The following is a 15,382-nucleotide window of genomic DNA, read 5'->3' on the forward strand; positions in this document are numbered from 1 at the left end:
TAGACATCGGTGTAGACATCGGTGTAGACATCGGTGTAGACATCGGTGTAGACATCGGTGTAGACATCGGTGTAGACATCGGTGTAGACATCGGTCTACCTGTTGGTCTAGTTCTCGGTCTACCTGTTGGTTTAGGAGTTGGTGTAGCTGTTGGCTGACTAAAAACTGTCTTTGCTTCTTCATTCAGCTTTTGGCGGAGTGCTAAATTAGCAATTCCAGTTTCTTGCAACTGATATTTCTTTTGATACTCCTTCACCACTGCTTCCGTGCGGGAACTATAAAAATGATCGCGCGGAAGAGGAGGATTTGGCTTTAGCACTGCATTTAAATTTGTTTGCAGAATTTGAACTATGTTACCAGCAAAATCTTGGGTTTTTGGCCCTGCTATCCCATCAACTGGTTTTAGCTTATAACCCGTCTGAAATTCACGAATTGCCTTTTTAGTTTCCTCATCCCTCAAAGCACTATTTGTTACCTTGACGTTATAGCCTAACCCCTGCAACACAGTACGGAATTGCTGGGGCGTATAGCTACGTCGAGGAGCTGCAAAACCTGTGTCTGCAATTACCAAGCTAGCACTTATTAGGCAAGTAACAGCAAAGGTCGCGCTTGATTTTCCAAATCCACACCACATACTTAAAACTCCTTTGGATTAAATCAGCAGGATTGTAAAGGTTAACAGCTGCATTTTAAGTTTGTTTAATAACTTTTTTCGCAATTATTTAATAATTTTTGAATAATTTGTGATTTATTTTTGTTAAATTTAACATAAATTACAAAAACTAATTTGTGTCATCCATCAAAAGAAGTATCTTGTATTAACAGAGATACAGCGGTTATCATTTGAATCGAATACACCCCTTGAAGACTAAATTACAGTAGAGGCGCACAGATGTCATAGGTGTCAACTTCAGGCAAAAGCCTGTCTAGAACAAGCTTTTAGAGATTGTCTCGTTTGTCTGGTCAAGAGTCTCTGACTCTTAATGCATAATTGGAGGCTCCGCCTTCCTTACTTGCGGCAGCAGCCCAATGAATGAGCATTTCCAGTCAGAGGCTGGAAACGAGGTTTTAAATGGATTTGCGCTTAAGTTGACACCAATGCATAGATGTGCATGCATACTGCGGTCTACTCAACTGCAAATTGCTGTAATTGGTTGGAAAGAGCCGAAAATTAATAAATCAAAGAGCTTATATTCCAAATTCTCCTAAATTGTATAATATATGACAATATATGAAAAACAAAAAATCTTCTAAGCAGCAGAATCTTTGGTTTGAAGGATTTATGGCAATTACTGCTACCGTAAATTTAGGATTAGTTTTGTTTGATTTAAGTTACGTACCTTGGCGGGATTTCTACTTGCGAAAAGTTCCCCAAATTATTCAGATTTATGACCCAATAAAAGGTATTGAACCCCATCGAGACACAAAAAATTATCTAAAAACAGTAAAGGCATTAGAAGAACAAGTCAGCCAAACTGGGTTACAGTCGCCTCAGGTAAATAGCAGGCTAGAGGAAATAAGGCGTCTGAGCAACGAGATGATTGACACTAACCCGTTTGCGGGAGTGAATAAGAGTGGTACTCTGGAAAAAATCAAAAATCGGATGCGCGATCGCATCGGTAAGGAATCTGCAAAACAGTCCTTTGCCACTTTTTGGAGTCAGCCTTACTTAACCCAAAAAGGATGGTTTCAAGAAATCAATTTTTTCAACCAGAGAATCCGCCCTTTGATTGCCTCTAACTACTACCGCCAAATCGGGGAAAGTGGCGAATTTGTTGATGATTTCTGGATTATTGACTTACCCTTTGTGATTTTATTTGGCGTAGAATTGCTGGGGCGCACCTTCTTGATCAGACGCCAACATCCTGGTTTTAGCTGGTTGGAAGCATTATTGTGGCGTTGGTACAATTTATTTTTACTACTGCCATTTTGGCGGGAGTTGCGAATCATACCTGTATTAATTCGTCTCGATCAAGCGCGGTTATTGAATCTGCATCCAGTGCGAAAGCAAATTAATCAAGGGATTGTCGCCAATTTTGCCGAAGAACTGACAGAAATTGTAGTGGTGAGGGTAATTAACCAGCTTCAGGGTTCAATTGGGCGGGGTGAGTTAACGCGCTGGCTCTCACAACAGGAAAATTTCCGTCCATACATAGATATTAATAATGTGAATGAAGTGGAAGCGATCGCAGGTCTTTTGGTAAAAACAATCGTCTACCAAGTGCTACCCGATATTCAACCTGCGATCGTTGCCATTTTGCGCCACAATATCGAAACCGTCATCCATCAAGTCCCCGTCTACCGCAACCTCCAAAATCTCCCTGGCGTGGGACAGGCGCAAACCCAGTTAAGCGAACAATTGGCGACCCAAATCACAACTAATCTTTACAAAACTTTAGTTAGCGCTGTTGAAGACCCTGTTGGCGCAAAACTTACCAGTCAACTGGTCCAAAGCTTTAGCGACGCCTTGGGAGCGGAAATAAAGGAAAAACATGTACTCTCAGAAATTCAGAGTTTACTTTTTGACTTCTTAGAGGAAATCAAACTCAACTACGTCCAGCGTTTGTCCCAAGAAGATATAGACCAAATTATCGAGCAAACTAGACAGCTACGAACACAAGTATCAGTTCCAGCAGTAGTGGATAAAGGCACTACTCTCCCAAAAATACGGGAAGGGTAGAGAGGGCAGGGGAGGCAGGGAGCAGGGAGCAGGGAGCAGGGAGGGGGGAAAGAAGTAATTTTAATTCTTCCTCTTGCCCCCTTGCCCCAGCAAGAACTGTCCCTCTACCTCTTGTGCCCAATCCTCAACGCACGACTATAAAAGAAATGCGCTAAACTCGAATTAGGCGAATCATCATTGGTTCGTCACAAGACTTCTTGGAAGATATACCTATCGCAGGAAGTGGGTCGATGCCCACTTTTTTTATTGAATTCTCTCATGGCTCATCCTTTAGTTCCACAAATTATTGATTTAGCAACACCAGTGGCAGAAGAACTGGGATTGCAAGTGGTTGGTGTGATTTTTCACACTAACCAAAGTCCACCAGTGTTGCGGGTAGACATTCGTAATCCTCAGCAAGACACGGGGTTGAATGATTGTGAGAGGATGAGCCGTGCTTTAGAAGCCTCCTTAGATGCTGCCCAAATCGTTCCAGATGCCTATGTCTTGGAAGTGTCCAGTCCTGGTATTTCGCGGCAACTGGTAACAGACAGGGAATTTATTTCCTTTAAAGGATTTCCTGTCATTATCTCCACTTCGCCACCCTACGACGGACAACAAGAGTGGACTGGTCAGTTGATTCGCAGGGATGAGACAGCACTTTACTTAAACCAAAAAGGTCGTGTAGTCGAAATTCCCCGCTCTCTAATTACTAAGGTGCAGCTAGACGAGCGCCGATAAACAAAGGGCTAGGGCTTAGGAGTTAGAGACTAGAGCCGCTTGGCTCAAGGCTAGAGATTAAGGGCTAGAGGTTATGAACTAAGGGCTAGAGATTAGAGGCTAGTGTAAAGCTATTCTCTAATCCCTAGCTCTATCTAATGCGTAGTTTTCAGCCCCCATTACCCCTTATCCCCTCCAGGGTCATCGAGTTCCCCACTCCCTAATTTTTAAAGGAGATTGCTTATGTCAATGGTTACTTTACCTGGATTAAAAGAATTAATTGAAAGTATAAGTCGCGAACGCAACTTACCCCGGCTTGCAGTTCAATCAGCTATTAGAGAAGCACTACTCAAAGGTTACGAACGTTATCGTCGCGCCCAAAATTTAGAGCGCAAACAGTTTGACGAAGATTATTTTGAGAATTTTGAAGTAGAACTCGATATTGAAGGAGAAGGATTTCGTGTTCTTTCCACCAAAACCATTGTCGAAGAAGTCAATAACACAGACCACCAGATTTCCCTAGACGAAGTTCAACAAGTAGCTCCCGAAGCGCAGTTAGGAGACTCTGTGGTGCTGGATGTGACCCCCGATCAAGGAGAATTTGGTCGGATGGCGGCGATGCAAACCAAGCAGGTACTTGCACAAAAATTACGGGATCAACAGCGCCAGATGGTGCAAGAAGAGTTCCAAGATTTAGAAGGAACTGTCCTGCAAGCAAGAGTCCTGCGGTTTGAGCGGCAATCGGTGGTTCTGGCAGTTAGCAGTGGCTTTGGTCAGCCAGAAGTAGAAGCCGAATTACCGAAGCGGGAACAGCTGCCCAACGATAATTATCGGGCAAATGCCACCTTCAAGGTATATCTCAAAAAAGTCTCCCAAGGTCAGCAACGAGGACCACAGTTGCTTGTGTCTCGTGCTGATGCTGGTTTGGTGGTTTATCTTTTCGCCAACGAAGTCCCAGAAATCGAAGATGAAGTGGTACGGATTGTTGCCGTAGCTAGGGAGGCAAACCCCCCCTCCCGTTATGTAGGTCCTCGGACTAAAATAGCAGTAGATACCCTTGATCGCGATGTAGACCCAGTAGGCGCTTGTATCGGAGCCAGAGGATCGCGAATTCAAGTGGTAGTCAACGAATTACGCGGTGAAAAAATAGATGTAATTCGCTGGTCACCAGACCCAGCAACATATATCGCTAATGCCTTAAGTCCAGCACGGGTGGATGAAGTACGCCTGATGGACCCAGAAACCCGGCAAACTCACGTACTTGTGGCTGAAGATCAACTGAGTTTGGCCATCGGGAAAGAAGGACAAAACGTCCGTTTGGCAGCCCGCCTGACTGGTTGGAAAATTGACATCAAGGACAAAGCTAAGTATGACTATGCAGGAGAAGATGCAAAATTTACGGCTGTAAGAACAAAATATCAATCAGAGGAAGATGATCTTGACTTTGAGGAAGAACTAGAGGATGAAAATCAGGACGAATTAGAAGAGGAGGATAGTTTTGACAGTAACGATGACGAATAATTGATTAATTTTGTAAAGTTTTGATACTGTTGATTGTAGTCTCAGTCTCAAAGATTATTTTCTCAAAGGCTACTTGGTATAAGTAAAAAATAGTAATAATAAACTTCTTTTTACACCCAAAATCCTGGACTGAGATCACACAAAATCGATGAAACCAAATTATCGGCGCTGTATTAGTTGCCGTAAAGTAGGCTCAAAAGATGAGTTTTGGCGGATTGTCCGCGTCTTTCCATCGGGAAAGGTACAATTAGATCAGGGCATGGGGCGTTCTGCCTATATTTGTCCCGAAACGAGTTGCTTACAAACGGCTCAAAAAAAAATAGACTAGGGCGATCGCTACATGCATCAGTGCCAGAAACACTGTACCAAAGCTTGTCGCAACGTCTAGCCCGCAGCAATACCCAAAATCAAATTTAGTTGGAACAACTTTCTGGCGTAATCACCAGAGGAATTGTGCGAAAGCCGAAGTCGCGCTTTCATCACACGCTCTATTGATCGTTAAGGTTAGTGCCAAAATAGGAAATGGGTGTAAAAGGCATTCGGCTCTCCAATAATTAAGAGGGGCGAAGCAACATTCCCAGAACAAGATGTAATCGATTGTGTTGTGGAAGACTCAGAATCAACAAAACAAGAAACTACAAAATGGCAACCTGGTAGCGCTCAGGCGCAGTTCGGCATCCAGGGTTCCCATAAAAATCTTTTATTTAAGAAATTTTTATGGGTGTCCCTTAACCATCATTCCAGCTGGGGATGCCATTATTAAACCGAAACATCTCTCTTTCCTGATTGGAGGCACCGGCAAAAACTGAACGGCAACCTAAAAACAGTAATCCAAGGATGGAGATGTCGCACTCCCAGGCAACCATCCGCTAAAACTGTAAATTAAAGGGGAAGAGTGGATGAACAACGGCAAAGTTAGAATCTATGAATTATCAAAGGAATTGAATTTGGATAACAAAGAGCTATTAGCAATTTGCGACCAGCTCAACATTGCGGTCAAAAGCCATAGCAGCACGATTTCCGAATCTGAGGCAGAAAACATCCGCACAGCAGCAGAAAAACTCGCAGCTACGAATGTGTCGGCCAAAAAGGAACTAGGTACAACCAGCCATAAGCCAAATTCACCACCGAACGGCGGACGTAACCGACCTGCTGCACCCCACAAACAGCAAATTTTGGAAATACGCAAACCCAAAATATTGAGAAATACTACATCCAACGCCCCAGAGGCGTCAGTTGCTACCAATACCCAAGCTGCCTTGTCTGAAGCTAATCCTCCCTCTCCTCCACGACCCTTCGCTACACCAGTCTCACCCATGAAGCCGACGGCACCAACTCGACCTGTACCCCGGAATCAATCTGAGACCCAAGAGCAACCTACTGTCACAGACTTGGAACAAACGCCAAATCCAAATCAGGCGCCGGAAAAAATAGCATCCCAAAAACCGGAAAAAATAGTTCCACCCAGACCGAAAACGGAAAAACCTCAAAAACCTCAACTAGTTGCCCCTCCAGCAAGACCAGCAGGGGAAGAAGCCCAGGTGGCAGATGAGCAAGTATCTCAGGCAGACAAACCGATCCTGAAACGCGACCAACGGCTACGACCCGTCGAAGGCGATCGCGAGCAAATTAAGCCAAAAGTCGCGAAGCTGCCAACTGACCAGTCCCCACAATCTGCACCGCAAAGACAGGCTCGTCCTACTCCCTCACCCAGCAGACCAGAGCAGAGGGGCAATAGACCATCTGCACCATCACAACTAGGAGAGGGGCAACGACCCAGGCCAGCCCGTCCTGGTGAAGCTGTAGCAGCCGCAATGCCGATCGCTACTCCACCCAGACAGATGTCAGGAATAGCGGGCAAATCTGAAGGATTGGGTGATGATCCAGTTGCACCTGATCTTCTCGATTTGAAACGCCCAAGTCCGCCTCGCCCAACCAAAGGTGGCAAAAAGTGGGTAGAAGAGGAAATAATTGACGAAGTTAAAGAGAAGGCTAAGGCTGGCGTTAAAGGCAAGCGGATCAAGCCGATACTTGATGATGAGTTTGAAGAAGATTTGCTGGATGATGACGATCTGGACGCACCAGCCACCGTTCAAGTCAGCCTTTCCATCGCGCGTCCTCCCAAACCCAAAGCGACTCGACCTGTACAAATGCCAGGTGCAACCCTTGCTAGCGCCCCAACTGCAAGAGCTAGAAAGTCTGGTTCCAAGTCTGGTTCCAGCCGTGACCATCACCAGAACCGTCGCCAAGAAGCCGAGACAAAACGTGACCGTCCAGAAAAAGTGGTGGTAACAGGGCCGTTGACTGTGCAAGAACTGTCTGACGTTTTAGCCGTTGCTGATACAGAGATTGTAAAAATCCTGTTCCTCAAAGGCATGGCGGTGAGTATCACCCAAAATCTGGATATTCCAACAATTACTCTGGTAGGAAAAGAACTAGAAATAGAAGTCGAAACCGCCGAGCCAGAAGCAGAAGCTCGGAAAATTACGGAAATGGTCGGCGCAGAAGACCTGGAACATCTCCATCGGCGTCCGCCAGTGGTGACAATTATGGGTCACGTAGACCACGGTAAAACAACCCTGCTCGACTCAATCCGCAAAACAAAAGTTGCTGCTGGCGAAGCTGGTGGTATTACTCAACACATCGGTGCATACCATGTAGATGTAGAACATGAGGGCAAACCGCAACAGATTGTCTTCTTGGATACCCCCGGTCACGAAGCCTTTACAGCGATGCGGGCACGAGGAGCGCGGGTAACAGACATTGCCGTGTTGGTAGTGGCTGCTGATGATGGCGTCCGTCCCCAAACCATTGAAGCCATTAGCCACGCTCAAGCAGCGGGAGTGCCAATTGTCGTTGCAATCAACAAAATTGACAAAGAAGGGGCACAGCCAGAGCGGGTGAAACAAGAACTCACCCAGTATGGTCTAACCGCAGAAGACTGGGGTGGGGAGACAATCATGGTTCCCGTGAGCGCTATCAGGGGTGAAAACCTAGATACGCTCTTAGAGATGATTCTGCTGGTAGCAGAGGTTGGAGAACTATCGGCTAACCCAGATCGTTTTGCCAAAGGAACTGTGATTGAGGCACATCTGGATAAAGCCAAGGGAGCAGTTGCTACCCTGCTAATTCAGAATGGCACCTTGCGTGTGGGAGATATCTTGGTAGCTGGCTCGGCTTTTGGTAAAGTCCGGGCGATGGTGGATGACAGAGGCAAGAGAGTAGACATTGCTTCTCCTTCCTTTGCTGTCGAGGTGTTGGGTTTAAGTGATGTGCCAGCAGCAGGCGACGAGTTCGAGGTCTTCCAGAACGAGAAAGAAGCCAGAGCACTCGCTAGCGATCGCGCAGACAGACAACGCCTATCCCGCCTGTTGCAGGGTCGTGTTACCCTCACAACCCTGTCGGCTCAAGCACAAGAAGGCGAGTTGAAAGAACTCAACTTGATCTTGAAGGGAGACGTACAAGGTTCAGTGGAAGCCATTGTGGGAGCGCTCAAGCAAATCCCGCAAAACGAAGTCCAAATCCGGATGCTGTTGGCTACTGCTGGGGAAATCACCGAGACAGATATCGACTTAGCAGCTGCCAGTAACGCTGTGATTATTGGCTTCAACACCACCTTCGCCAGTGGGGCCAGACAGGCCGCCGATGAAGCGGGTGTAGATGTTCGGGAATACAACGTGATCTACAAACTCCTGGAAGATATCCAAGATGCCTTGGAAGGTCTTTTGGAACCAGAGTTGGTGGAAGAACCTTTGGGTCAAACCGAAGTACGTGCCGTCTTCCCAGTCGGCCGTGGTGCGGTTGCAGGTTGCTACGTTCAATCTGGCAAGCTAGTTCGCAACTGCAAAGTCAGGGTGCGACGCGGCGGTAAGGTGATCTTTGAAGGCGTCCTTGACTCCCTAAAACGGATGAAAGAAGATACCCGTGAGGTCAACGCTGGTTATGAATGCGGTGTCGGCATAGATAAATTTAATGATTGGGTTGAAGGTGACATCATCGAAGCCTATCAGATGGTTACTAAGCGCCGCACTCTCACCTTAACGAGATAGTGTTGAGGGTAAAATGGTTAGAAGTTAGGAGTGATAAATTAGCAGTTAAAAGTTAAAGGCTGCTAATTCCTAACTCCTAACTCTTAACTCATAACTTTTTATCATATGCATTCATTTCGCTCTGAACCTATTTTGTGGATTCACGTCGCTGGATTGGCGACGTTGCCTGTTTTTTTAGTACTCTGCTTATTGTTTCTGTCTGTAGGCGAGCCATTTTTGCCAGTCTGGATGGAGCTATTCTTAGTTGCCGCCATTGGTGTTCTTCCCCTGCTATGGATGCAGTTGCGCCGCCCTTTTTACATATTTGCTCTTTTAGGAATAGCCCTAAAGCCAGAAAATCTCACTGAACGGCAGCGAAAAATTCTCTGTTTAATTAATACAAAGTCAAATCGGATGCTGGCATTAGTGGCAGCAGGATTGTCAGTTTGGATGCTATGGCTTCTTTACCAAATTGCCCCATTACTAGCAAATTCAGCTAAATTTCTCCCGCAATGGCGCAGCCTCGCACTATTGCTTGCGGGGTTAGCCTTTTTGGGCAGCAATCTATTTTTACAAATACCTGTGAGTGTAATGCGAGTTTTGGTGACTAATGACACAGAATTCGCTGGCATAGAGCCATTATCTTTAGAAAAGATTAAGCAGGATTTCACAATTTTAGGGGTGCGGGTTAATCAAATTGTGCCCCAATTGTTGCAATCCCTGTTTAGGATTAATAGAGATTCGTAGCAGCCCTGAAAGTAATATTATTTTACTTTCAGAGGCTATAAATAAGCAGCAAGGGAACAGGGTGACAATTTCTAACTCTTAACCCTTGACTATTAACCGTTGAAGTTAAAAAAAAGGAATGAGGAACTATGGCTCAAATTCCAGCTTCTAGCGATCGCCAATTTTCTGCTGATAGTAAAATTTGGTATAGCCTCAAATGTGCGATCTCCACTAGTTCCGGTTTTCAACGCTGGCAACTAGAACGCGATGCTCAATTACAGGGAATTCGCTTGGAACAGCAGGTACAACGGTATTTAAGGGAAACTTTAGAAACTTTAGCTTACTAAATACCAAATAAATCTTGTAGGCTTGTTTGCAAGCGACGGAGTTGATGGTATGCACTCTCCAAGCGATGCCTACGGCGGTAAACTACGCCATCAACTTCCACTTCACTGGTGGGATAATTCTTTATAATTTCGATTAGCGACACCTGCCCGTCTTGACTCGCAGAAAGTACCAACGCGGCTCGCATAGCCTGCTGTTCTGCTCTCCGAGACGGTGTAGAAATAACTTGACTAATTTGATCCAAGATAATATTGCCAATCTGGCTATTTAGCACTCTATCTAAAAATACAGGGTTTACCTTCACTAGTTCCGGTAAATACTGGCGAATGGCTTTGGGGTCTTGTCGCGCCAAAGCCAAATTAACTCGTAGTGAACGTGAAAGTTCACCTGTTTAGCTTTAGGGAATACAAAAAAATAAATCATTCAGTAGTCGTAGCAAAGGCAGGATGAGCGCTTAGATAAGGTGGCGAGAGACTTGTCGATGACATCGCCTCATCCCGAAAGCCCTTATTACAGTGGGCGCGAAAATTCAGCTACCATCTCAATTAACAAGACAAGTTGCTCTGAGCAACTGGTTAAAGGTAGGCAAACTGACGTTACAGTCTACTAGTAGAATTTTTTGAATTGACACAATATAACTAATGTATAAGTTCTGTGATCTATCTAAGGAATTTAGCTGAATCAGTGCTAATCATCCAGTATAGTTTTGCATGGGTTTTAGAGCAGCTATAAGGCTGCTACTTTCAACCTTGTTCGACATACCGTAATTCAGCACATCACAGACGGAAAAAATGAAATATCGGGGTTTTCACATTTCTTCAGCGAAAAATTTTCGCCTTCTTTCTAGCAGTTATCTCAGATATACTTTACGCGTGGGAGCCGCACTAACGGCAATGCTTGTTGTTTCTAGTGGGTCAATATTACTACCGGGTGAGGTTAATGCTGGTGCTACTCACCCAGAAGGTATCGCCCCAACTCTCACAGCGCAAGTTCCGACAACAGCCGCAGTAATTTATGTTAATCCCGCAACTGGTACAAATACTGCTGGTGCTGGTGCAACCTCAGCTGCACCCTACAAAAACATCACTTTCGCTCTCAGTCAAGCGCAACCAGGTGCAATTATTCAATTGGCATCTGGGAACTATAACCTGGAAAGTGGCGAAACCTTCCCACTCTTGCTTAAACCAGGGGTGACACTGCGGGGTGATGAAGCTAGTAAAGGTCAGGCGATATTAATTACAGGTGGAGGTTTCTACACTAGTCGCACCTTTGCCAGACAGGACATTACCATCCTTGCTGACCAAGATACCACGCTCACCGGTGTCACCGTCACCAACCCAAATAGCCGGGGTACGGCTGTGTGGGTGGAGTCAACTAATCCCATTATCAAAAACAGTACTTTTACTAACAGTGTCAGGGAGGGTGTTTTTGTCACGGGTACAGGCAATCCTAAAATTGAAGGTAACGTCTTTGTGCAAAACAAAGGCAACGGGATTTCAATTGCTAAAGCTGCTCAAGGAGAAATTCGGGGTAACTTATTTCAGGATACTGGTTTTGGTCTTGCGATCGGTGGGACTTCCACACCCCAAATTGTGGAAAACCAAATTATCGAAAACCAAGACGGTCTTTTTATCTCAGAGTCAGCGAAGCCTGTATTGCGTAAGAATGTCATTCAGAACAATAAGCGGGATGGAGTTGTAGCAACTGTTAATGCTTTACCCGACCTTGGCACTAACGAAAATCCTGGTGGCAATCTCATCCGCAATAACACTCGTTATGATGTGAACAACGCCACCAAAACAGGTCAAATTGTCGCTGTTGGCAACGATATTGATCAGAAAAAGATTTTCGGCTCAGTAGATTTTGTTGCCGCAAGTGTTAACGTACCCCCTGGAGGGCCTGTCGCCTTTAAAGATGTGCCAGCAAATTACTGGGCAAAAACTTACATCGAAGCTTTAGCCTCCCAAAATATTATTGCTGGCTTTCCTGATGGCAGCTTTAAACCCAATGAACCTGTAACCCGCGCTCAATTCGCCACTATTGTCACTAAAGCCTTAACACCACCAACCAAACGCCCAAGCATTAAATTTAAGGATGTAGCAAGCAATTTCTGGGCTTATGCTGCAATTCAATCTGCTTACCAAAGTCAATTTGTTTCTGGTTATCCCGATGGTAGCTTTAAACCACAGGAGCAAATTCCAAGAGTGCAGGCGTTAGTAGCTTTAGCTAATGGTTTGGGCCTAACTGCGAATAATCAGAATGTCCTTGCCTTTTACACCGATGCTGCACAGATTCCTAATTATGCGATCGCTCCTGTTGCTGCTGCAACTGCACGGCAACTAGTGATCAACTATCCCACAGCCAAGCAACTCAATCCTAATCGTCAGGCGACTAGAGCTGAAGTTGCTGCCTTTGTTTACCAGGCACTCGTCAATGCTGGACGTGCCCAACCAGTTCCTTCATCCTATTTGGTAACAGTTCAGTAAATGCCTAGTTAGCAAATTGTCAGCGCCAGACTAATAAATTATCAGTCTGGCGCTTTCAATTAATGTGAGTTTTATTAATTTTAGGGGTTTGTAAATATAAAATTTGGGGTCTTTAAATATAGCTGATCCCATTTGAATTTAATTGCGTTTATGGTCAGGGTATTTATATTAGCTGATCCCGTTTCAACGATTTCTAGTTTTTCAGAAATTTTTGCTTTTTGGGATTTCCTAATAATTTTTTTATTTTTTCTCTCTTGATATTTTAATCTTCATAAAAGCATTAATAAATTTGAAGAATATAAAGATATATAGCAGTAAAAAAATCAACAGCTAAAATTTCTCCCTTCAGGAATTAGGATTTTTACCTGACTGGGAGCGTTCTTGGCGACGCTGTTCCCAGCGCCAAAGGAAGACCATTAGGGCAACGATTCCTACTTGGAGAGCCAAACTAGGCAAAGCACTCTCAACATCGCGTCCGGCAAGCACTTGGAAAAAAAAGACAAATGCGCCAATCGAGCCAGAAGCACCGAAAGCGATGTAGATAAATTGTCGTAAGCCGCGATAAGGAGCGGCTATTTCTGCTTTGAGGCTGGCATATTGTTCAGAGTTAAGGCGATTTTTGGGATTTTGATTTATCATGACCAAATCATGTTATACTCTTAGATTGTGAACGCCGATGTGGCTCAGTGGTAGAGCAGCTGATTCGTAATCAGCAGGCCGTGGGTTCAAATCCCATCATCGGCTTTGGTAAAAGCATTACTCAATAGTCAAGTTTGACATAAATCAATGTACAGTGACTAATTATCTGTCGTTGATGACACATTAATGTCGTTGTGACAAATTATTGTCATCAAACCTAGTAATTCGCTTCCGTATGTATTGGTGACAAATTATTGTCGTCTTTACTGGAAAGCAACAATTTATATATGGAGCTTAGATAGATTTAAACCCCTATTATGGGACTACTATTTGATTATTGAAAAGATACGTAGGGGAGCCAGTCACGTAGGCGGATTTCCCGACTTGAGCGTTAACGTAGCGGTAGCGACGCAGGAGCATCACTGACGTTGTTTTATCGGCGAGAGAAGGATACCAAATCCTTACGAATGGTGCGTTACGGATTTCATCCTAACGCTACAGTACTGATTTAACACCCCTACTCCCATTTTTAAGGCAGGTGAATTATTGCAGCAAAGGAGTTGTGCCATTACCGTTAGTTGACGCATTGGCAATTGCAGCTTGAGTAGTAAGAACCGCTACAACTGGAGTAACTTTTGAACTAGATTGTTTACTTCGTTTTCGATTAGAGCCACCAGCCTTGGAATACTCTATACTGTTTCTGCCGTAGACAGTTGCAACTCCACTTAGCATTCGTTCAGACATTTCGGAGAGGGCTTTATCCATCTGGGTTACTGTTTTACGCGATTCTTCCAGATTAGAAACCAGCGTATTATTAGCTTCTAGCATCGCACGGGTAGTGTTGATTAGGTGGTTGTAAGCTTCAATGGTTAACCCATGTCCTAAATCCAGATTTTCATCAATAGATTTAAGCAAGGCGAGACGAAGTTGGGCTTTGTCAACAGCAGCAGAACCACGAGTTTTTAAAGACATAACACATCCTTTTTTAATAATTCCTTTTTCAACATAGTGGAGTTTCCTTTTACCTGAGATGGGTAGTTTTGTGGATTTATTTCATTAAAAGTTCAACGAAATAATTACGAGTTTGCCTGTGTTTTTACTCATTTTTCATATCGATTTGTTGTTTTAGAATAAGTACAATCAGCAACAGTAATCACAAAATCAATAAATGCGAACGCCGAAATAACAATTATGATCGCAAAAGCTATAAATGCGAACGCCGAAATAACAATTGCGATCGCAAAAGCTATAAATGCGAACGCCGAAATAACAATTGCGTTCGCAAAAGCTATAAATGCGAACGCTGAAATAACAAATGCGTTCGCAAAAGCTATAAATGCGAACGCTGAAATAACAAACGCGATCGCAAAAGCTATAAATGCGAACGCTGAAATAACAAACGCGATCGCAAAAGCTATAAATGCGAACAAGTTTTGTAGGGTGTCTTGTCGCCAAGCGCCGCACCACCAGAGATTTGCGGTGCGTTAGGACTAACGTCCATGATGCTACCAAACTCTCCGTGCCTGTGCGTCTGTGCGTGAAATCAATTTATCTCCTAATTTTTCAGAAATTGAGGATAATACTGTTGAAGCTTCATCAAGATGCGTCTAACTATACCTGCTCATGAACGAACAGCGTCTACAAGATTATTACCAGCTAATCGAAAGCCTACTAAATTGCCCAAATGGGGAAGAACCAGAGATATTAGCGGCGAATACAGAATTGCTTGATGCTGGTTTTTTGCATGTGTTGGCAGCAGTAGCAGATGATTTTGCACAGCAGGGAGAAGAAAATACAGCAAACAGGTTGAGAAACCTAGCAACATATCTCACCTCAGAAACTACCCCCATCACCCCAGAGGATATAGAGACTTACGGGCAATTTTTACAAGAAATACTGCAAGCAACGGCAGACAGCAACGGCGATGCTCAAGTAATTTATCCATTGCTGGCAGCAAATACCGATAAACTCAATGAGATTTTTGCAGAATTATTGCGCCGTTGGGCAACAAATACTCTAGCAGAAGCAGATAGAGCAGAATACATTGCCGCAGTGATTGGTAATTTTAGTAATCTAATTCAGCAGTTCCCTTTGGGTAGCAAAGCTAACAATATGGAAATTGCTATTACAGGCTACGAAATCGCCCTCACTGTTTACACCCGCAGCGCCTTTCCAGTAAATTGGGCAATGACGCAAAATAATCTGGGGGAAGCTTACCGTAACAGAATATTAGGAGAACGAGCCGAGAATATTGAATT

11 protein-coding genes, 1 tRNA gene and 3 pseudogenes are annotated in these 15,382 nt (G+C 44.3%); 10 read left to right on the plus strand and 5 right to left on the minus strand.

Features of this window, described 5'->3' with window-relative positions; all coding sequences use genetic code 11:
- Positions 1-634, minus strand: a 634-nt coding sequence (locus V7K85_RS13720; RefSeq protein ID WP_334814205.1) for a peptidoglycan-binding domain-containing protein, incomplete at its 3' end; no start/stop codon positions are given.
- A gap of 597 nt (positions 635-1,231) precedes the next feature.
- Here V7K85_RS13720 and V7K85_RS13725 point away from each other — a divergent pair.
- The 7 genes and pseudogenes from V7K85_RS13725 to V7K85_RS13755 all read left to right on the plus strand — a co-directional run bounded on the left by V7K85_RS13725 (position 1,232) and on the right by V7K85_RS13755 (position 10,001).
- The gene (locus V7K85_RS13725; RefSeq protein WP_334814206.1) at positions 1,232-2,680 is read left to right on the plus strand and encodes a hypothetical protein; all 1,449 of its coding nucleotides are present in this window, start codon (positions 1,232-1,234) and stop codon (positions 2,678-2,680) included.
- 258 nt (positions 2,681-2,938) lie between these two features.
- Positions 2,939-3,400 carry a ribosome maturation factor RimP gene (gene rimP / locus V7K85_RS13730; RefSeq protein ID WP_334814207.1) on the plus strand — a complete coding sequence of 154 codons (462 nt, stop codon included), beginning with the start codon at positions 2,939-2,941 and terminating at the stop codon, positions 3,398-3,400.
- Positions 3,401-3,622: 222 nt separating this feature from the next.
- Positions 3,623-4,900 (plus strand): transcription termination factor NusA, encoded by a 1,278-nt coding sequence (gene nusA / locus V7K85_RS13735; protein WP_334814208.1) that lies wholly within the window; start codon positions 3,623-3,625, stop codon positions 4,898-4,900.
- A 148-nt stretch (positions 4,901-5,048) separates the two neighbouring features.
- Positions 5,049-5,317, plus strand: a pseudogene (locus tag V7K85_RS13740) (YlxR family protein).
- A gap of 482 nt (positions 5,318-5,799) precedes the next feature.
- Positions 5,800-8,949 carry a translation initiation factor IF-2 gene (gene infB, locus V7K85_RS13745; RefSeq protein WP_334814209.1) on the plus strand — a complete coding sequence of 1,050 codons (3,150 nt, stop codon included), beginning with the start codon at positions 5,800-5,802 and terminating at the stop codon, positions 8,947-8,949.
- A 105-nt stretch (positions 8,950-9,054) separates the two neighbouring features.
- Complete coding sequence (locus tag V7K85_RS13750; RefSeq protein ID WP_334814210.1) at positions 9,055-9,675, plus strand: low-complexity tail membrane protein; 621 nt, start codon at positions 9,055-9,057, stop codon at positions 9,673-9,675.
- Between the two features lie 128 nt (positions 9,676-9,803).
- Positions 9,804-10,001: a hypothetical protein gene (locus V7K85_RS13755; protein ID WP_334814211.1), complete on the plus strand. Its 198-nt coding sequence runs from the start codon at positions 9,804-9,806 to the stop codon at positions 9,999-10,001.
- On the opposite strand, the pseudogene V7K85_RS13760 reads toward V7K85_RS13755, so the two are convergent.
- A pseudogene (locus V7K85_RS13760) lies at positions 9,998-10,378 on the minus strand (alpha/beta hydrolase); the annotation flags it as partial. The gene V7K85_RS13755 and the pseudogene V7K85_RS13760 sit on opposite strands and share 4 nt — an antisense overlap.
- Before the next feature lie 412 nt (positions 10,379-10,790).
- On the opposite strand from V7K85_RS13760, the gene V7K85_RS13765 reads away from it, so the two are divergent.
- Positions 10,791-12,485 (plus strand): DUF1565 domain-containing protein, encoded by a 1,695-nt coding sequence (locus V7K85_RS13765; RefSeq protein ID WP_334814212.1) that lies wholly within the window; start codon positions 10,791-10,793, stop codon positions 12,483-12,485.
- A 345-nt stretch (positions 12,486-12,830) separates the two neighbouring features.
- Here the strand turns inward: V7K85_RS13765 and V7K85_RS13770 are convergent, their stop codons facing one another.
- A complete protein-coding gene (locus V7K85_RS13770) occupies positions 12,831-13,124 on the minus strand; it encodes a DUF3493 domain-containing protein (RefSeq protein ID WP_334814213.1) in 294 nt (97 codons plus the stop codon).
- A 33-nt stretch (positions 13,125-13,157) separates the two neighbouring features.
- Between V7K85_RS13770 and V7K85_RS13775 the strand changes: the two genes are divergently transcribed.
- Positions 13,158-13,229: transfer RNA gene (locus tag V7K85_RS13775), tRNA-Thr, on the plus strand.
- 438 nt (positions 13,230-13,667) lie between these two features.
- Here V7K85_RS13775 and V7K85_RS13780 read toward each other — a convergent pair.
- Positions 13,668-14,096, minus strand: a complete 429-nt coding sequence (locus V7K85_RS13780) for a hypothetical protein (RefSeq protein WP_334814214.1) — start codon at positions 14,094-14,096, stop codon at positions 13,668-13,670.
- A 189-nt stretch (positions 14,097-14,285) separates the two neighbouring features.
- Positions 14,286-14,636, minus strand: a complete 351-nt coding sequence (locus V7K85_RS13785; RefSeq protein ID WP_334814215.1) for a hypothetical protein — start codon at positions 14,634-14,636, stop codon at positions 14,286-14,288.
- 111 nt (positions 14,637-14,747) lie between these two features.
- On the opposite strand from V7K85_RS13785, the pseudogene V7K85_RS13790 reads away from it, so the two are divergent.
- Positions 14,748-15,382 (plus strand): annotated as a pseudogene (locus V7K85_RS13790) (CHAT domain-containing protein); the annotation flags it as partial.

The organism is Nostoc sp. (assembly GCF_036917615.1).
Lineage (GTDB): Bacteria > Cyanobacteriota > Cyanobacteriia > Cyanobacteriales > Nostocaceae > Nostoc.

Excerpts from the sequence above, each read along its gene's own strand:
- V7K85_RS13750 (WP_334814210.1), top strand. The coding sequence starts at position 9,055 with ATGCATTCATTTCGCTCTGAACCTATTTTGTGGATTCACGTCGCTGGA.
- nusA (WP_334814208.1), top strand. The coding sequence starts at position 3,623 with ATGTCAATGGTTACTTTACCTGGATTAAAAGAATTAATTGAAAGTATA.
- infB (WP_334814209.1), top strand. The coding sequence starts at position 5,800 with ATGAACAACGGCAAAGTTAGAATCTATGAATTATCAAAGGAATTGAAT.
- V7K85_RS13765 (WP_334814212.1), top strand. The coding sequence starts at position 10,791 with ATGAAATATCGGGGTTTTCACATTTCTTCAGCGAAAAATTTTCGCCTT.
- V7K85_RS13780 (WP_334814214.1), bottom strand. The coding sequence starts at position 14,096 with ATGTCTTTAAAAACTCGTGGTTCTGCTGCTGTTGACAAAGCCCAACTT.
- V7K85_RS13725 (WP_334814206.1), top strand. The coding sequence starts at position 1,232 with ATGAAAAACAAAAAATCTTCTAAGCAGCAGAATCTTTGGTTTGAAGGA.
- V7K85_RS13770 (WP_334814213.1), bottom strand. The coding sequence starts at position 13,124 with ATGATAAATCAAAATCCCAAAAATCGCCTTAACTCTGAACAATATGCC.
- V7K85_RS13755 (WP_334814211.1), top strand. The coding sequence starts at position 9,804 with ATGGCTCAAATTCCAGCTTCTAGCGATCGCCAATTTTCTGCTGATAGT.
- rimP (WP_334814207.1), top strand. The coding sequence starts at position 2,939 with ATGGCTCATCCTTTAGTTCCACAAATTATTGATTTAGCAACACCAGTG.